This window comes from Faecalibacterium sp. I4-3-84, assembly GCF_023347255.1.
GTDB classification, from domain to species: Bacteria; Bacillota; Clostridia; order Oscillospirales; family Ruminococcaceae; genus Faecalibacterium; species Faecalibacterium taiwanense.
Window position 1 is genome coordinate 479,447 of the sequence record NZ_CP094466.1, and the last position, 16,649, is coordinate 496,095.

The 16,649-nt window shown below is 55.0% G+C and carries 17 protein-coding genes and 2 tRNA genes; 12 read left to right on the forward strand and 7 right to left on the reverse strand.

What is annotated here, in order from left to right; translation table 11 throughout:
• The first annotated feature begins 35 nt into the window (after positions 1-35).
• Positions 36-1,634, forward strand: coding sequence for a recombinase family protein (locus MTP41_RS02295; RefSeq protein ID WP_249236103.1), 1,599 nt, complete (start codon positions 36-38; stop codon positions 1,632-1,634).
• Between the two features lie 178 nt (positions 1,635-1,812).
• Here the strand turns inward: MTP41_RS02295 and MTP41_RS02300 are convergent.
• Both MTP41_RS02300 and MTP41_RS02305 read right to left on the reverse strand, forming a co-directional pair.
• Positions 1,813-1,888: transfer RNA gene (locus MTP41_RS02300), tRNA-Ala, on the reverse strand.
• A gap of 406 nt (positions 1,889-2,294) precedes the next feature.
• Positions 2,295-2,735 (reverse strand): hypothetical protein, encoded by a 441-nt coding sequence (locus MTP41_RS02305; protein WP_249236104.1) that lies wholly within the window; start codon positions 2,733-2,735, stop codon positions 2,295-2,297.
• Positions 2,736-2,983: 248 nt separating this feature from the next.
• Here MTP41_RS02305 and MTP41_RS02310 point away from each other — a divergent pair, with 248 nt between their 5' ends.
• The 3 genes from MTP41_RS02310 (at position 2,984) to sigG (ending at position 5,428) form a co-directional block, all read left to right on the forward strand.
• Positions 2,984-3,823: a sigma-E processing peptidase SpoIIGA gene (locus MTP41_RS02310; protein ID WP_097777563.1), complete on the forward strand. Its 840-nt coding sequence runs from the start codon at positions 2,984-2,986 to the stop codon at positions 3,821-3,823.
• 48 nt (positions 3,824-3,871) lie between these two features.
• On the forward strand, positions 3,872-4,576 hold the full coding sequence (locus MTP41_RS02315) for a sigma-70 family RNA polymerase sigma factor (protein ID WP_118526123.1): 705 nt from the start codon (positions 3,872-3,874) through the stop codon (positions 4,574-4,576).
• An 84-nt stretch (positions 4,577-4,660) separates the two neighbouring features.
• Entirely contained in the window at positions 4,661-5,428 is a 768-nt protein-coding gene (gene sigG, locus MTP41_RS02320) for an RNA polymerase sporulation sigma factor SigG (protein WP_118526125.1), read from the forward strand.
• Between the two features lie 50 nt (positions 5,429-5,478).
• Here sigG and MTP41_RS02325 read toward each other — a convergent pair whose 3' ends face one another.
• The gene (locus tag MTP41_RS02325; RefSeq protein ID WP_005945675.1) at positions 5,479-5,727 is read right to left on the reverse strand and encodes a sporulation transcriptional regulator SpoIIID; all 249 of its coding nucleotides are present in this window, start codon (positions 5,725-5,727) and stop codon (positions 5,479-5,481) included.
• Between the two features lie 292 nt (positions 5,728-6,019).
• On the opposite strand from MTP41_RS02325, the gene MTP41_RS02330 reads away from it, so the two are divergent.
• Positions 6,020-6,649, forward strand: coding sequence for an energy-coupled thiamine transporter ThiT (locus MTP41_RS02330; RefSeq protein ID WP_097775318.1), 630 nt, complete (start codon positions 6,020-6,022; stop codon positions 6,647-6,649).
• Between the two features lie 263 nt (positions 6,650-6,912).
• Positions 6,913-6,988, forward strand: a tRNA-Ala gene (locus MTP41_RS02335).
• Positions 6,989-7,201: 213 nt separating this feature from the next.
• Here the strand turns inward: MTP41_RS02335 and MTP41_RS02340 are convergent.
• Complete coding sequence (locus MTP41_RS02340; RefSeq protein ID WP_249236579.1) at positions 7,202-7,489, reverse strand: hypothetical protein; 288 nt, start codon at positions 7,487-7,489, stop codon at positions 7,202-7,204.
• A gap of 164 nt (positions 7,490-7,653) precedes the next feature.
• Here MTP41_RS02340 and bilS (MTP41_RS02345) point away from each other — a divergent pair, with 164 nt between their 5' ends.
• Positions 7,654-8,145, forward strand: a complete 492-nt coding sequence (bilS, locus tag MTP41_RS02345) for a flavodoxin family protein BilS (RefSeq protein WP_249236105.1) — start codon at positions 7,654-7,656, stop codon at positions 8,143-8,145.
• Positions 8,146-8,419: 274 nt separating this feature from the next.
• Here bilS (MTP41_RS02345) and MTP41_RS02350 read toward each other — a convergent pair whose 3' ends face one another.
• A complete protein-coding gene (locus tag MTP41_RS02350; protein WP_249236106.1) occupies positions 8,420-9,211 on the reverse strand; it encodes a DUF4300 family protein in 792 nt (263 codons plus the stop codon).
• 641 nt (positions 9,212-9,852) lie between these two features.
• On the opposite strand from MTP41_RS02350, the gene bilS (MTP41_RS02355) reads away from it, so the two are divergent.
• On the forward strand, positions 9,853-10,344 hold the full coding sequence (gene bilS, locus MTP41_RS02355; protein ID WP_249236107.1) for a flavodoxin family protein BilS: 492 nt from the start codon (positions 9,853-9,855) through the stop codon (positions 10,342-10,344).
• 92 nt (positions 10,345-10,436) lie between these two features.
• On the opposite strand, the gene MTP41_RS02360 is transcribed toward bilS (MTP41_RS02355), so the two are convergent.
• Positions 10,437-11,273 carry a DNA-3-methyladenine glycosylase family protein gene (locus MTP41_RS02360; RefSeq protein ID WP_120020316.1) on the reverse strand — a complete coding sequence of 279 codons (837 nt, stop codon included), beginning with the start codon at positions 11,271-11,273 and terminating at the stop codon, positions 10,437-10,439.
• Entirely contained in the window at positions 11,273-11,818 is a 546-nt protein-coding gene (gene yfcE, locus MTP41_RS02365; RefSeq protein WP_118526133.1) for a phosphodiesterase, read from the reverse strand. Before yfcE ends, MTP41_RS02360 begins: the two co-directional genes overlap by 1 nt.
• 309 nt (positions 11,819-12,127) lie before the next feature.
• Between yfcE and MTP41_RS02370 the strand changes: the two genes are divergently transcribed.
• The 4 genes from MTP41_RS02370 to MTP41_RS02385 all read left to right on the forward strand — a co-directional run bounded on the left by MTP41_RS02370 (position 12,128) and on the right by MTP41_RS02385 (position 16,557).
• Complete coding sequence (locus MTP41_RS02370; protein WP_249236108.1) at positions 12,128-13,483, forward strand: MATE family efflux transporter; 1,356 nt, start codon at positions 12,128-12,130, stop codon at positions 13,481-13,483.
• 198 nt (positions 13,484-13,681) lie between these two features.
• Complete coding sequence (locus MTP41_RS02375) at positions 13,682-15,073, forward strand: alanine/glycine:cation symporter family protein (protein ID WP_097777557.1); 1,392 nt, start codon at positions 13,682-13,684, stop codon at positions 15,071-15,073.
• 142 nt (positions 15,074-15,215) lie between these two features.
• Positions 15,216-15,383 (forward strand): hypothetical protein, encoded by a 168-nt coding sequence (locus tag MTP41_RS02380; protein ID WP_249236109.1) that lies wholly within the window; start codon positions 15,216-15,218, stop codon positions 15,381-15,383.
• Between the two features lie 217 nt (positions 15,384-15,600).
• Positions 15,601-16,557: a pyruvate kinase gene (locus MTP41_RS02385; RefSeq protein ID WP_249236110.1), complete on the forward strand. Its 957-nt coding sequence runs from the start codon at positions 15,601-15,603 to the stop codon at positions 16,555-16,557.
• Positions 16,558-16,649: the final 92 nt, after the last annotated feature.

Genomic DNA, 16,649 nt, shown 5'->3' on the forward strand with positions numbered 1-16,649 from the left:
ATCCCCACTTTTATGATGAAAGTGAGGAATTTACAATGACAAAAAACAACAATCGCGTGTGCTGCTTGTACCGCGTTTCCACCGATAAGCAGGTGGATTTCAACTCCAACCATGAAGCAGACCTGCCCATGCAGCGAAAGGCTTGCCATAAATTCGCTGCATCGAAGGGCTGGGTCATCGTCCATGAAGAACAGGAAGAAGGCGTGTCCGGCCACAAAGTCCGGGCCGCCGCCCGCGACAAGCTACAGATCATCAAGGACTATGCCCGAAGGGGCAAGTTCGATATCCTGCTGGTATTCATGTTCGACCGTATCGGTCGTATCGCAGATGAAACGCCCTTTGTTGTGGAATGGTTTGTACGGAACGGCATCCGGGTATGGAGTACCCAAGAGGGTGAGCAGCGTTTCGACAACCACACTGACAAACTGCTGAACTACATCCGCTTCTGGCAGGCGGACGGCGAGAGCGAAAAGACTTCCGTCCGTACCCGTACCAGTCTGCGCCAGCTTGTGGAAGAAGGTCACTTCAAGGGCGGAAATGCGCCTTATGGCTATGACCTTGTACGGAGTGGGCGTATCAACAAACGCAAACACGAACTCTACGAACTGCACATCAACGAACAGGAAGCTGCCGTAGTGCGGATCGTCTTTGACAAGTATGTTTATGAGGGCTATGGTCCGCAGCACATTGCTACCTATCTGAATAATTCTGGCTATCGTGCAAGGTCTGGAAAGTGCTGGCACCCATCCAGTATTCGGGGGATGGTACAAAACCTGACCTACACCGGCGTTCTCCGTTGCGGGGATGCACGGTCAGAATTGATGCCCGATTTGCAGATTGTCCCGCAGGAACAGTTTGAAAACGCACAACGCATTCGGAATGAACGTTCTGTACGCTCAACTGCGGAAGCCGAAAATCGCCTTCCTTTGAACATCCATGGGAAGTCGCTGCTTGCCGGCAACGCTTACTGCGGACACTGCGGTGCAAAGCTGGAACTGACCAGCAGCCGTAAATGGCGAAAAATGGCAGATGGTTCGTTAGACAATACGCTGCGTATTCGCTATACCTGTTACGGAAAGCTCCGCAAGCAGACCAACTGCACTGGGCAGACAGGGTACACTGTCCACATTCTGGATGAGATCATCGATAAGGCGGTCCGCCAGATTTTCTCCAAGATGAGGGGTATCCCAAAAGAGCAGATTGTTACAAAACGCTATGAAAAAGAAAACACGGAACGCAAGAATCATCTGCAAGACCTTCAGACACAGCGGAACAAGGCAGAAAAAGACCTGTTGGCACTGAAAGCCGAGGTTTTAGCTTGCATCAAAGGTGAAAGCGTGTTACCGAGAGAAACCCTTGCCGAAATGATTACAGTGCAGGAAGAGAAACTCACGGAGCTGGAAAACCTTTGCGAAGCGGCCAGTGAAGAACTGGAGAAAACGGCAGAGCTGATGGATAAAGTGTCGCGGCTGTATGATGAACTGATTTCTTATGCTGACCTGTACGACAGTGCAAATTTTGAAGCGAAGAAGATGATCGTCAGCCAGCTCATCCGCAGGGTAGACGTATATCGCGGCTATCAGATCAACATCTCGTTCAACTTCGATCTAACTCCTTACATTGAGGGGGAGTGATACGTCTGCCTGCAAAACAGTCGGGCATCGAACAAGCATTTTCAAAAACAACGAAACAGCAAGAATTGGGGGTTGCCGTCCATGTGCCTGCAAAATCAGGCATTTGGATGATTTTCAGTGCGACCTCCAAGAAAGCAAAAAGAAAAGCACCGTACTTCAAACGAAGTACAGTGCTTTTTGGTGGAGAATAGCGGGATCGAACCGCTGACCTCTTGCATGCCATGCAAGCGCTCTCCCAGCTGAGCTAATCCCCCATAAAATCCAAGAAGCGAACCTCTTGGATGGAGTTTTTTGTTGGGAATTTAATTGTCGCAGGACTATCTGACTGGGGGTGTGTTTTGATACCAACCGGGCTCCCAGCTGAGCTAATCCCCCAGATGTTCGTGCCGTGCCTGACGACGTGGTTTATTATATCAGCACATCCGGGAGTTGTCAACTATTTTTTGAAAAATTTTTCGGCAGTTTGTCTGCCAATGGAGATTTTTTGAGATTGTCCGATCCTGCTCCATCCCTGCGCCGTTTTCCCACAGCCTGCTCAGTTTTTGCGCAAACAAAGACCCCGCACAAAACGATCGCTCGTCTTGTGCGGGGTCTCTAGCTCTTTTTATCTGACACAGCAAACGCTATGTCAAATCAAACTATCTATCTTATTCAGATAAATTAGGCGTCGAGACTGCCGTCTGCCTTGTACTTGTTGAAGGTCAGGTTCTGGCCCTTGGTCTCCAGGCCGATGGGGCTGCTGCCCAAGGTGTAGATAGCGGACAGGCCGCCCAGGATGCTCATGCCAGCGTTCAGAACGCCCAGGCCCATAGCCCACTCACCAGCCAGAGCGGAAGCGCCCTTCTTGTAAGCAGATGCTACAGAGCCGACCAGGCCGCCAACAATGTCGCCGGGAACATAGTAGCCATCAAACAGGGTGTTGAAAGCCTTGCCAGCATTGTTAGCGATGAAAGCGTTGCCAACGATCTTGATCACGTTGGTAGAGACGTTCTGCCAGTTGGCAGTGGTCATAGCAGGAGCCAGGACATCAACCAGGCTACCACCAACAACATAGGTCATCTCGTTTTCTGCAACAGCAGAGAAGTTTGCAGGCATCATCATAATGAATTTCTCCCTTCAAATTTAGAAAGATATTTGCAAGCCATTTGTTTGGCTTACGTCCCTTACTAGGATGGCAATAATATACCACACTTTCCAGAAATGTTCAAGTACTTTTTTGAAAAAAATGTGAAAAATGTGATAGACTGTGAAAATCCGGTCTCAAAATTCTTACAGAAGCCGCTTTTTTGCACACAGCGACATGGTTTTTTGCAAAATTGGAAGATACTGGAATTTGAAAGGGATCGTGTATGAAAACCGTGATCTATCTGGACGAACTGCTGCTGACGAACTTTCTGGCCGCAGCAGCGCTGCTTTTGGGCGCAGGGCTTTTGTGTGCGCGGCAGTGCAGCGGCCTGCGGCTGATGGCGGGCAGTGCGGCAGCGGCAGCAGCTTCGCTGGGCATTCTGCTGCCGGAGCTGCCCGAGCCTGCAGCTTTCCTTTATAAGGTATTCACCTGCTGTGCTGCTGTAGCTGCGGCTTACGGCGTGCCGGGCCTGCGCAATTTTGTGCAGCTGTGTGCGTGGTATCTGCTGCTGAACCTGCTGCTGTGCGGAGCCGTACTGCTGCCCGGGGTGCAAAGCGCAAATCTCTGCGTCTATCTGCCGCTGTCTCCGGGCCGGCTGCTACTGTGCTGCGGTGCAGTGCTTGCCGTGCTGCGCGGCGTACTGTTCTGCTTTGGCCGTGCAGGCACCCGCTGCTTTGCCGCTGTGCTGGAGCTGGAAGGTGCAGCCCTCTCCGTACAGGCTTTCTGCGACACCGGCTTCTCGGTGCAGGACCCGCTGACCGGGCAGGCAGTGGTTCTGGTCGATTATCCCGCCGTGCGCAGCGCCCTGCCGCAGGAGCTGCGCACATTTCTGGACCGTTATTTTGCCTGCGGCACGGCACCGCCGCCGGAGCTGCGGGTGCGGCTGGTGCCCTGCACCACCATTGCCGGGCACTGCGTGCTGCCTGCCGTTCCGGCCAAGGCCCTGCGCACCAGCAAAGGCAGTGCAGCGGGCATTCTGGCCGCATTCTGCCGCCCGGAAGCGCAGCAGCCATGGACAGCTCTGCTGGGCAGCGAACTGGCCGTACAGCTGGGCATCCGTTGAGAAGCGCTTGATGCGACCGATACTTATAGATGTACAGGAGGGGTATTCATGTTTCATGTTCTGCACCGGTTCTGGCGTTGGCTCCTTGCACGGCTGGGCTATTGCGGCGGCGCACATTTTCTGGCGGGCGCGCCCAGCCTGCCCCCGCCCCTGACCCCGGAACAGGAAAAAGTCCTGCTGGCCCGTATGGCTGCAGGCGATGCCGCTGCCCGGGACGACCTGATCACCCACAACCTGCGGCTGGTGGTGTATCTTGCCAAAAAGTACGAAAGCAGCGGTGTGCCTGCCGAGGACATGATCAGCATTGGCACCATCGGGCTGATCAAGGCGGTGAACACCTTCACGCCGGAGCGCAGCATCAAGCTGGCCACCTACGCCAGCCGCTGCATCGGCAATGAAATTCTGATGTACTTACGCAAAAGCTCCAACCGCCGTCAGGAAGCCAGCATCGACGAACCGCTGAACGTGGATGGCGACGGCAACGAGCTGCTGCTTTCTGATATTCTGGGCAGTGATGAGAACCAGATCAGCCAGCGGCTGGAGCAGGATGCGGAGCGCGCCGTGCTGCGCCGGGCCGTGGACAGCCTGTCCCCGCGGGAACGGCAGATCATGGAGCTGCGCTTTGGTCTGGCGGACGGCATTGAACGCACCCAGAAGGAAGCCGCCGACGCACTGGGCATCAGCCAAAGCTACATTTCCCGGCTGGAAAAACGGATCATCCATACCTTAAAAGTACAATTGGAAAACGAATAACGGCTCCCAGTTTTTCCCGTGCATAGTGCTTTGCCCGCAGGGCCATACTCCCGGTGAAGATCAAAACAGACCGGGGGCGTTTGGATGTACAACAAAGTGGAGCTGTGCGGCATGAACACTGCAAAGCTGCCTGTGCTGACCGAAGCCGAAAAGCGGGAACTGCTGGCCCGCGCCCACGCCGGTGATGCAGCAGCCCGGGAACAAATGGTGGAAGGCAACCTGCGGCTGGTGCTCAGCGTGGTGCAGCGGTTCGCCCAGCGCGGCGAAAATCTGGACGACCTGTTTCAGGTGGGGTGCATCGGCCTGATCAAGGCCATCGATAACTTTGATCCTGCCCAGCCGGTGCGCTTTTCCACCTACGGCGTGCCCATGATCATTGGGGAGATCCGGCGCTTTCTGCGGGACAACAACGCCCTGCGGGTGAGCCGCAGCCTGCGGGATACCGCCTACCGTGCCATGCAGAGCCGCGAAGCGCTGGAAAAGCAGCTGGGCCGCGAGCCGACCATGGACGAGATCGCACAGGCGGCGGGCCTTGCCCGGCGCGAAGTGGCCGCTGCGCTGGAATCGGTGATGGAGCCGATCAGTCTGGAAGAGCCGGTGTACACCGATGGCGGCGATGCGATGTATGTGATCGATCAGGTGCGGGACCCGGACGGCGAGGACAGCTGGATCAGCGGGCTGCAGTTCCGGCAGACCGTGGCCGGGCTGACCCCGCGGGAAAAGCGGATCATGGAGCTGCGCTACCTGCAGGGCAAGACCCAGATGGAGGTGGCGCAGGAGATCGGCATCAGTCAGGCACAGGTCAGCCGGTTGGAAAAAGGCGCACTGAGCCAGTTCCGCACCCGGGACTGAACCTAAAAAAGGCGGCACAGCTTCCGTTTTGTTCGGAAGTGTGCCGTCTTTTATCTGCGGCTGTATTTGCGCCGGGTGGCCGCACCGCCGCGCAGATGCCGCTCTGCCTTATTGCAGGCCAGAACCGCCCGCACCTGCCGGAACAGCTCCGGCTGCAGCGTCCGCAGCCGTACCGCAACATCCTTGTGCACGGTGGACTTGCTGCACCCGAACACCGCTGCCGCCGCACGCACTGTGGCCCGGTTGGCCGCGATATATTCGCCCAGCTGTACCGCCCTCTGTTCGGGGTCTCCCTTCATATCCAGACTCCTCCCATTGTGAACTTATAGTACAGCCTATGCACAGGCCGGGGCAGATATGTTCCGCCGGGGCTTGACTTTTGCGCCGGATGCGCTATACTTTTGCTTGGACATAAAAACAGGGGCGCCGAAAGGCTGAGATCCGCGTTTTGCGGAGTACCCTTTTACTAGACCGGACAATGCCGGCGTGGGAGTTTGCAGAACTGTCCGTTCTTTCACAAACCCCGTGCGCCTGCTGAAAAGCGGGCGCACTTTGTTTTTGTGTACTATTGTTCTGAGAAGAGGAATCCCTATGACCAAAACCTATTCCAAGACCCGCATTCTGGTGGAGGGTGCGCTGATGATCGCCCTGTCCACCGTTTTGAGCATGATCCAGATCCCGCTCATGCCCCACGGCGGTTCCATCACCCTGTTCAGCATGGTGCCCATTCTGGTAATGAGCTACCGCCACGGCGCAAAGTGGGGCATCATGACCGCTTTCGTCAACAGCCTGATCCAGCTTGTGCAGGGCCTTGGCAATCTGGCATACTGCCAGACCCTCACGGCACAGGTGGGCTGCGTGCTGCTGGACTACCTTCTGGCCTTCACGGTGCTGGGCTTTGCCTGCCTGATCGCAAAGCCTTTCCGCAGCCGCACCGTGGGTGTCGGTGTCAGCGCCTTTGTGGTGTGCCTGCTGCGCTTTTTGTGCAGCTTTCTGTCCGGTTACATCGTCTGGAAGGACTACGACTACGCTTTCAGCTGGATGACCGAGATCGGCTTTCCCGGCATCTCCAACATGAGCGTGGACGGTCTGTGCTGGCTGTACAGTGCCGTGTACAACGCCACCTACATGCTGCCCGAAGCCATTCTGACCACGGTCCTTGTGGTGATCCTGATCCGTGTCGCCCCGCAGATCTTCGACCCGCAGAACGCAAGAGCGTAAGTTTTTTCGCAGTCATTTTTCCCGCCGGGAAGGGCATTTCCCCGGCGGGAATTTTTTTTGCAGAAAATCCCCAAAAAGCTGTTGACAATCCGGCAAAGCGCTGGTATAATTACTCCTGTCGTCAGGCACGGCACGAACATCTGGGGGATTAGCTCAGCTGGGAGCCCGGTTGGTATCAAAACACACCCCCAGTCAGATAGTCCTGCGACAATCAAATTCCCAACAAAAAACTCCATCCAAGAGGTTCGCTTCTTGGATTTTATGGGGGATTAGCTCAGCTGGGAGAGCGCTTGCATGGCATGCAAGAGGTCACCGGTTCGATCCCGGTATTCTCCACCAAAAAAGCACTGTACTTCGTTTGAAGTACGGTGCTTTTCTTTTTGCTTTCTTGGAGGTCGCACTGAAAATCATCCAAATGCCTGATTTTGCAGGCACATGGACGGCAACCCCCAATTCTTGCTGTTTCGTTGTTTCTGAAAATGCTTGTTCGATGCCCGACTGTTTTGCAGGCGGACGTATCACTCCCCCTCAATGTAAGGAGTGAGATCGAAGTTAAACGAGATGTTGATCTGATAGCCACGATAAACGTCTACCCTGCGGATCAGCTGGTTGACAACCATCCGTCTTTTTAAAGCCGGGGATGGCACTGGTGTAGTTCTTTGCGTAGGCGAATTTCCAGATGCCGTCCAGCTTCATCGCCAAAGAAGAGGAGCCTGTCCGATATTCTTCGCGGGAAGCGTAAGTACGGAAACTTGCATGAGCATTCAGCACGTTGCCCGCAATATCGCCTGAACCATAGCCGACTTTATTATACCACTTCAGATAACGCTTCTCAGTCATTGTGCTTTCTCCCATCTTGCTTGTTTTGTGTGGGCGCGACCAATTGCTGCGCACTTCAGACTGGAATTCTCATTACGCAAGTTGCCCGAATCTCTTGCGTTTCATCTGAAAATATTATAGAATCCAAATAACATCAGAGAGCCAACGGCTCCAAAGGAGAAGCTATGAGTTACGCAATCGTATTCAGCAGTAAAACAGGCAACACGGAATTACTGGCAGACACATTGCACAGCTGTCTGCCGCAGGCGGATTGCTGTTATTTTGGCAACCCGAACCCTGCCGCCATGGAAGCGGACACCCTTTATGTGGGCTTCTGGACGGATAAGGGAAAAGCAGATGAGAGTTCTTCGGACTTTTTGAAGCAGCTGCGGGGAAAGCAGGTGTTTTTGTTTGGTACCGCTGGTTTTGGCGGCAGCGAAGAATATTTTAACAAGATCCTGAAAACCGTGCAAAAAGATCTGCACAGCAGCAACACGGTGATCGGCAGCTTCATGTGTCAGGGGAAGATGCCGATGTCGGTACGTCAGCGATATGAGAACACGAAAAAGCAGCCGCTTCATCTGCCCAATCTGGACGCAATGATCGAGAATTTCGACAAAGCCCTTTCTCACCCGGATGCGGATGATCTGGAGCGGCTGAAACAGGCTGTAAGATAACAAAAACCGGTGACTTTCCGCAATGGAGAAAGTCACCGGTTTTCTGTTTCAGCTTATCGGAGCAGCCAACCGTAATCCTGTCTGCAATCTACCGTTCGGTATAAACCGGTACGTTCATCGTGACCCTGTCATAAGCCCGGAGTTCCCCTGCGAACAAAACATTCCGATATGAAAAAGGACGCTGCCGCCTCTGGGCGAGAGGCTGCAGCGTCCTTTTGGTATCAGAGGGCGAATCGTCTGTCAGACCGAACGGCTCCCAATGAATTGGATGCTTTTAGCTTGCGTTTTCCGGTTCGTCAAGAATGCGCCAGCCGTCCATCAGGTCTGAATTTTCCAGAATAAAGGTGTGGGCAGTATCCTGTCCCCACGAGTTGTCGTATTTCAGCATCAGATAATCGCTCAACTCGGTCCGATTTTTGAACTTCAATAAGCGATACGGCTCCTGAAAAGCGACCTTTTCGACGAAATATACCGCATCCGATGTGGGAAGCATAACGCCGACATGACCGATCATAAGAGAATTGTCCGTTTCAGAGAACTGATCATGCAGGACCACAGAGACGAGACGGATCTTATCATCTTCTACGAAGGAGAGGCCGCGTTTCTTCCATTCCTGCTGAATCGTTTTCAAATGGGTAGGAATATCGGTCGTATTGGTAGTTTTGACCGGGGCGAACAGCGCATCAAACTTTTGCCGTTCATCGCCGCAAAGGGATTCCGGGTCAGAATCCAGTGTTTCATAGTCCATAAACAGGGTGTCCTCGGCTGAGTCAAGGTCTGCCTTGCCCGTGACGGTGATAAAATCACCGAACAGCCCACAAGCGGTGATCCGACAGTTCCAGCCGGGGAAGGTATCGTATTTTTCTGTCCATGCGTCCTGCATGGAGTAAGGATCGTATTTCAGATCCAAAGGCTTGGCGTTTTCAAAACCTGTGGTGAGCCATGCCGGGTCCACAGCATTGTTGAACTTCTGCACATGATCAAAGAAGGTCCGTATCCGCAGGTCGGATACGCCGGCATTCTGCAAAAGATTGGAAAGAAGAGCCTGTGTATCCGAATCTGCCAAATTGGAGTATTCGATTTGCTGAAGGACAGGCTGAGAAGTTTTTTGAGTGCAGCCCCCTGCCAGAAGTGCACCGCAAAAAAGTGCAGCGGTGCAGACAAGAAAAGTTCGACGTTTCAAAAATGGTCACCTCGCTGTGTTTTTCGGAAAGCTGTAGTCTCCACCATAGGCGAAGAGAGCAATGCAATTGGACTCATAACGAATGGTATCACAGATAAACAAAGAAAATCAATGACTTCTGTCGTATTTGACCATATATAATGTTGCAGCATCCATATCCCATACAGCTAACGTCCATGTGGGGAAAGACGATGCGGCAGCTTTCCGAACGGTTTTCTTCATGTCGGACACAACAGGAGTATACCCAAGTCGGAATGAAAATTTTCCGTTTTTTCCGAACGGAAGGTCCAAATCGCTTTCTGAATACAGTGTCATAATGCGCTGCTTGCCGCCCATATCGTATTAACGCCAAATGATACCCATTCACACACGATTTTCTGGGGGTGTGTTTCGATACCGTTCGGGAGAGCGCTTGCATGGCATGCAAGAGGTCACCGGTTCGATCCCGGTATTCTCCACCAGAAGGAAAAGCACCGCACGGAAACGTGTGGTGTTTTTTGTTGTTACCGACCAAAGGAGAGATTATGAGCTACGCGATCGTATTCAGCAGTAAAACAGGCAACACAAAATTATTGGCAGACACGCTGCACGCCTGTCTGCCACAGGAAAACTGCTGCTATTTTGGCACCCCGGACCCTGCTGCCATGGAAGCGGACGACCTCTATGTGGGCTTCTGGACAGACAAGGGAAACGCTGACGAAAGCACTTTGGACTTTTTGAAGCAGCTGCACGGCAAAAATATCTTCCTTTTTGGCACCGCCGGCTTTGGCGGCAGTGAGGAGTATTTCAACAAGATCCTGAAAAAGGTGGAGGGTTCGCTGGACAGGAGCAACACAGTCTTCGGCCGTTATATGTGTCAGGGCAAGATGCCGCTTTCGGTACGCCAGCGGTATGAGGGCATGAAAAAGCAGCCGATCCATCTGCCCAATCTGGATGCGCTGATCGAGAATTTTGACAACGCCCTTTCTCACCCGGATGCAGAAGATCTGGAACGATTAAAGCAGGCGGTAAAATGATAAAAAGGCAGCGGTTTTCCTCAAACAGAGGAAGCCGTTGCCTTTTTTGCTTAGCGGATGATCCTACGCTCCTGCCTGCGGCTCCGCGGTTCTCATCCCACGCTTCTTTTATAAAAGAACAGGTACTGCTGCACGATGCCTGCTTCCAGCCCGAACTGCGGGAACGGGTCCTGCCCGGCAAACTCGTCCCGGATGAGCCGTTCGATCCAGACATCCACCGGCACACGGCCCACACGGCCATAGCCGAACAGACACACGCAGTTTGCCACCTTTTTGCCCACACCGTCCAGTTCCATCAAACGGGCAAAAAGTGCTTCATCGGGCAGGGAAGCCAGCTTCTTCAGGTCCAGTGTGCCCTCTGCCGCCTGCTGCGCCGCATGCAGCACGTAGCGGGTGCGGTAGCCAAGACCGCACTCCTGCAGCGCCTGCTCCCCGGCACAGCAGAGCGCTTCTGCTGTCGGGAACGTATACACCGGCCCTTCGCTATCGCTGCCCAGCCGCTCGCCAAACCGCTCCGAAAGCAGCTCTACCGCCCTGCGGATAGCCGGGATGCTCTTTCGCTGCGAGATGATGAAGCTGACCAGCATCTCCCACTCATCCTGACGCAGCACCCGGATGCCCCGGCCATATTCCATGGCACGCTGCAGAAAGTCGTCCCGGCTGTCCAGCTTTCCGCGCAGGGCGGCATAGCTGCGGCCAAGGTCGAAGTAACCGTGCCAGAAGGTTTCCCATGCGCCCGGCTCACACCGCACCGTGTAGGTTCCGCTGCGCAGTGGTCTGAGGTAAAGCAGCTGTCTCCCGGAAACAAACCGATACCAGCCCTCCGCCTGCTTCCGGGGGCGAAAGCACTGGCCGCTTTCCAGAATTTTGTCCGGGTCGAAATCATCCCGGATCTGAACCGTTTTCTCTTCCAGCTCCATTGCCCCCATCACAGCTCCAGCTCCCGGTACACTTCGCCTTCCAGCGTTTTCCAAAGGAAAGTCTCCCCTTCCAGTGTCATATAGCTATGTGCGCTCCCCTCCTTCGGGATGCTCACAGAACCGGGGTTCAGGTAGAGATTGCCTTCGCCGAACTCTGTCCACGCCGGAATGTGGGTGTGGCCATGCAGCAGGACATCCCCCGGAGCCAGCGGCGGCAGTTTTTTCAGGTTGTGTACATGACCGTGGGTAGCGTAAACGAGCCGCCTGCCCACCGGCAGCACCGCATAGTCGGCCAGAATGGGAAAATCCAGCACCATCTGATCCACCTCAGCGTCACAGTTGCCCCGCACGCACAAAAGCGCCGGCTTCAGCCCGTTCAGGAGCGGGATGACCTCCTTCGGGGCATAGCCCTCCGGCAGGTCGTTGCGGGGGCCGTGATACAAAAGATCCCCCAGCAAAAGCAGCCGGTCTGCTCTCTCCCGCTCAAACGCTTTGATCATTTTTTTGCAATAAAACGCCGACCCGTGCAGGTCGGATGCGATCATCCATTTCATGGCAGGATTCTCCTTATTTTATAAAGTATCTATTTTTATTTTAGCCTCCCGGTGAAAAATGGTCAAGTCTATAAAAGTCATACTTTATCCGTTTGACCTCTTGACATCTGCCGGAAGCCGTGTTATCCTACAGTTAATAAAATTCGTGTGGATTTTTACAGCAGTATGCTACTTTTCGCCACACAATGACTTCAAAAAAGCCATTGTGTGGCTTTTTTGCGTCTGCGTTTGTTTTCGAGCAGTCTCGCCCTGACGATTCCGCGGCTGCAGTAATTCATTTCTTTTCTCTACAGGAGCAATGCAAACACTATGAACGAGACCTTTATGAAAGAAAAACCGGTGCTGCCGCTGCTGGTATCCATGGCACTGCCGAACGTTATCTCCATGCTGGTGAACAGCCTGTACAACATCGTGGACAGCCTGTTCGTGGCTCGCATCAGTGAGGATGCCATGACTGCCCTCAGTCTGGTGTATCCCATCCAGAACTTTGCCAACGCCATTGCCATTGGCTTTGGCATTGGCATCAATGCCATGATCGCACTGTACCTTGGCGCAGGCGACCACAAAAAGGCCGAGACTGCCGCCACCCACGGTATGGCGCTGAGCCTGATGCACGGCATTCTCATCACCATTGTCAGCATCGCCATCATGCCGGGCTTTTTGCGCCGGTTCACCAGCGACGCAGGCCTGATCGCATCCGGCATCACCTACTCCACCATCGTATTCCTGTTTGCCACCATCAACATGGCGGCACTGGCCTTTGAAAAGATGTTTCAGGCCGTGGGCCGCATGAAGGTGACTATGGCGGCGCTGATCTTCGGCTGTGTGTGCAACATCATTCTGGACCCCATCCTGATCTTCGGCCTTGGCCCGGTGCCTGCCATGGGCATTGCGGGTGCGGCCCTTGCCACCGGCATCGGCCAGCTGCTGAGCCTGTGCGTTTACCTCTTCGTTTACGTCCGTACTGAGCTGCCTGTCCGACTGCGCCGCAGCTGCCTGCGCCCGGATGCCGCACTAGACGGCAGACTGTATGCCGCACTAGACGGCAGACTGTATGCCATCGGCGTGCCGGCCATCCTCAATCTGGCCCTGCCCTCTCTGCTGGTCACCTTCCTGAACGGCCTGCTGGCGGGCTTTTCCCAGAGCTACGTGGTGGTGCTGGGCATTTACTACAAGCTGCAGACCTTCCTGTATCTGCCCGCCAACGGCATCGTGCAGGGTATGCGCCCGCTCATTGGCTACAATTACGGTGCCAAGCAGCACGCCCGCGTGAAAAAGCTCTATGAACTCACCCTCATCATGAGTGCTGTCATCATGGCTGCGGGCACGGTCATCTGCCTGTTCGCTTCCCGCCCGCTGATGCAGCTGTTCACCTCCAACCCCGAAACCGTCGCCATCGGCCAGACTGCCCTGCGCATCATCTGTCTGGGCTTTGTGGTTTCTGCCGTATCCACCACCTCTTCTGGTGCACTGGAAGGCCTTGGCAAGGGCGCAGAATCGCTGGTCATCTCGCTGTGCCGCTACATCGTATTCATCATGCCGCTGGCCGCTGTGCTGTGCCATTTCCATGGTGCCAACGGCGTGTGGCATGCATTCTGGATCACCGAAGTGCTGTCCGCCATCGTGGCTTACCCGGTGTACCGCAAGGCAGTTGGAAAGTGCTGAGCCTTCTTGAAAGCGCTGGACGGCGAAGACCAAGTAAAATAAAATAGTTTCAAGCAGTTGAGGGAGAGTTTGCCAAAAACCCTCCCTCTTTTTTGTGCATTTTATTTGACAGTACGCAAAAACTGCGGTAGAATAAGATGTTTGTTTTCCGGCATTTCGGCTGGAAAAGCGCAATTTAACAGAGGATGTGGGAAAAATATGATCGAGACGATCACGGCCGTCAATCAGGCGGTCAACCAATTCATCTGGGGCGTGCCCGCCATGGTGTGCATCATCGGCGTAGGCCTGCTCCTGAGCGTTCGCACGGGCTTTTTGCAGATCCGCAAATTTCCCTACGCCATCAAGACCACCATTGGACGCATGTTCCGCAAAAAAGACGCTTCCGATGGTGCCATGACCCCCTTTCAGGCGGTGTGCACCGCGCTGGCCGGCACCGTGGGCACCGGCAACATTGCCGGTGTGGCAGGCGCGATCGCCATTGGCGGACCGGGTGCCGTGTTCTGGATGTGGTGTTCTGCCCTGCTGGGCATGTGCACCAAGTTTGCCGAGGTCACGCTGGCGGTGCACTACCGTGAGCGCAGCGAGGCGGGCGAATGGGTAGGCGGCCCCATGTACTACATTAAAAACGGCCTGAGCAAGCATTGGCAGTTTCTTGCTGTGCTGTATTCCCTGTTTGGCGTGCTGACCGTGTTTGGCACCGGCAATGCCACACAGGTAAATACCATCGTTGCCGCCATCGATACCGCTCTGCTGGAGTACGGCGTGGTGGGCGGCGGTGCGCTTTCTACCCTGAACCTCGTGGTTGGCATCGCAGTGGCCATGCTGGTGGCCATGGTGCTGCTGGGCGGCATCAAGCGCATTGGCAGCGTGAGCGAAAAGCTGGTGCCCTTTATGGCTCTGTTCTACATCGTGCTGTCCGTGGGCGTTATGGTGCTGAACTTTGAGCGCCTGCCCTATGTGTTCGAGTCCATCATTGCGGGTGCGTTCAACCCGGCAGCGTTCACCGGCGGCACCATCGGCAGCCTGTTCGTCAGTATGCAGAAGGGTGTGTCCCGCGGCATTTTCTCCAACGAGGCCGGCCTTGGCACCGGTTCCATTGCTCACGCCTGCGCCGACACCAAAAAGCCGGCCAAGCAGGGCATGTTCGGCATCTTTGAAGTGTTTGCCGATACCATCGTCATCTGCACCCTGACTGCCATGGTCATTCTGTGCAGCGGCACCACCGTGAACTACGGCACCGCCGCCGGTGCAGAGCTGACCATCAGCGGCTTTACCACTACCTACGGCGGCTGGGCTTCCATCTTTACCGCCGTGGCCCTGTGCTGCTTTGCTTTTTCCACCATCATCGGCTGGGGCCTGTACGGTTCCCGGTTCCTCGTGTTCCTGTGCCGCAGCGATAAGGTGGCAAAGCCCTTCTTTCTGGTCTACTCCTTTGTGTCCATTCTGGGCGCAACGATGGATCTGGGCCTGCTGTGGAGCATCGCCGATACCTTCAACGGCCTGATGAGCATTCCGAACCTGCTCGCGTTGCTGCTGCTTTCCGGCACAGTGGTCAGGCTGACCAAAGAATTTTTTGCATCGGAGGGCTGATTGCCCACAACAAAAAGAGGCTGTTGCACTTTCGGCTAAAACGATGTGCAGCAGCCTCTTTTGTTATTCGGGCAGGTGTACCGGTACCCGCGCCACACAGTGCACCCAGCAATCGCCGTCCTTGCGGGTAAAGCAGAACACCTTGCGGAACAAGATATCCCCCGGCACAAGGTTCAGCTGCCGGGCGCGCTCCATTCTGGACACCGCCATTGGTGTGATCGTTGCGCTGCTGGTAAACTATTTCCTGCCGCGGGAGCGGGTGGTGCGCCTGTGGGAGGGCTTCAAAAAGCGTCTCGGCCTTTGCCGATAAAAAGCATTCAAAAAATACTGTACGATACCCGGAACTTTTTCAGGGCCAAAACGGCTCTAAAAAGGTTCCGGGTCTTTGATTTTTCGCAATTTCCCTGCGCAGGCTGCTACCGCACTTTTTCAATTCCCTTATTCTGCCTGTGTCCGGCTCTTTTCAACCCGGACAGTTCATGTTACAATATACATTAGAAATAAAAAATGAATCGAGGGAATGAACCTTGGATTTTTATGGTACCATCGGCCCGGCCTGCGCACAGCCGGCGATCTTGCAGCACATGGTGGAAGTCGGCATGACCGGCATCCGCATGAATCTTTCCCACGGACCGCTGGCGGCGCACACCGACTGGCTGGCCATGATCCGCGCAGCCGGCATCCGTCAGCTGCTGATCGACCTGCAGGGGCCGGAACTGCGCATCGGCACGCTGGCAGAGCCTGTTGCTCTGGTTGAGGGCAGCTCTGTACGCCTTGGCGCAGACGGCGTACCTTGCCCGGCAGCTCTGGTACAGGCGGCTGCGCCCGGACAGCAGCTTCTGCTGGACGACGGCAAGCTTCTGGTGCAGGTCACACAGGCATTGCCGGAAGTCCTTGTGTGCACCGTGGTGCGCGGCGGCACCCTGCAGAGCCGCAAAAGCATTGCTGCACCGGGCCTTGCGGTGCCCTCGCCTACCCTGACGGAGGAAGACCTGCAGAACCTGAAAATTGCAAAGCAGTGCGGTGTTACCGGTGTGATGCTGCCTTTTGTGCGCGGCAAAGCAGATATTCTGGCCCTGCGCCATGCGCTGGAAGAAGCCGGGGCTGCGGATATCCGTATCTTTGCCAAAATTGAAAACATGACCGGTGTGCGTGCCCTGCCGGAATTCATCCACCTTGTGGATGAGGTGGTGATCGCCCGCGGAGACCTTGGCAATGCCATGCCGCTGTGGGAGCTGCCCCGCTGCCAGAAGCAGCTTTCCGCCGCCTGCCGGGCTGCAGGCGTGCCCTTTATGGTAGTGACCCAGATGCTGGACAGCATGTGCACCCGCGCGGTGCCCACCCGGGCCGAGGTGAGCGACATCTACAACGCCGTATTGGACGGTGCTGCCAGCGTCATGCTGACCGGTGAGACTGCTGCCGGACAGTACCCGATGCAAGCCATGGAATATCTGGTGCGCACAGCGCAGACAGCCCTTGCCTGACCTTTGCGGAGTTTTTGCGCAAAAGGGATGGCGCATTGTGTCAGAATACGGTATAATAAACGTAAATATTTCTTGTTCAGAAAGGTTTTTTG

Coding starts and splice junctions, on each gene's coding strand:
- sigG (WP_118526125.1), top strand. CDS start 4,661: ATGTACAACAAAGTGGAGCTGTGCGGCATGAACACTGCAAAGCTGCCT.
- MTP41_RS02295 (WP_249236103.1), top strand. CDS start 36: ATGACAAAAAACAACAATCGCGTGTGCTGCTTGTACCGCGTTTCCACC.
- MTP41_RS02315 (WP_118526123.1), top strand. CDS start 3,872: ATGTTTCATGTTCTGCACCGGTTCTGGCGTTGGCTCCTTGCACGGCTG.
- MTP41_RS02330 (WP_097775318.1), top strand. CDS start 6,020: ATGACCAAAACCTATTCCAAGACCCGCATTCTGGTGGAGGGTGCGCTG.
- MTP41_RS02340 (WP_249236579.1), bottom strand. CDS start 7,489: ATGACTGAGAAGCGTTATCTGAAGTGGTATAATAAAGTCGGCTATGGT.
- MTP41_RS02310 (WP_097777563.1), top strand. CDS start 2,984: ATGAAAACCGTGATCTATCTGGACGAACTGCTGCTGACGAACTTTCTG.
- MTP41_RS02370 (WP_249236108.1), top strand. CDS start 12,128: ATGAACGAGACCTTTATGAAAGAAAAACCGGTGCTGCCGCTGCTGGTA.
- bilS (WP_249236105.1), top strand. CDS start 7,654: ATGAGTTACGCAATCGTATTCAGCAGTAAAACAGGCAACACGGAATTA.
- bilS (WP_249236107.1), top strand. CDS start 9,853: ATGAGCTACGCGATCGTATTCAGCAGTAAAACAGGCAACACAAAATTA.
- MTP41_RS02305 (WP_249236104.1), bottom strand. CDS start 2,735: ATGATGATGCCTGCAAACTTCTCTGCTGTTGCAGAAAACGAGATGACC.
- MTP41_RS02360 (WP_120020316.1), bottom strand. CDS start 11,273: ATGGGGGCAATGGAGCTGGAAGAGAAAACGGTTCAGATCCGGGATGAT.
- MTP41_RS02375 (WP_097777557.1), top strand. CDS start 13,682: ATGATCGAGACGATCACGGCCGTCAATCAGGCGGTCAACCAATTCATC.
- MTP41_RS02325 (WP_005945675.1), bottom strand. CDS start 5,727: ATGAAGGGAGACCCCGAACAGAGGGCGGTACAGCTGGGCGAATATATC.
- yfcE (WP_118526133.1), bottom strand. CDS start 11,818: ATGAAATGGATGATCGCATCCGACCTGCACGGGTCGGCGTTTTATTGC.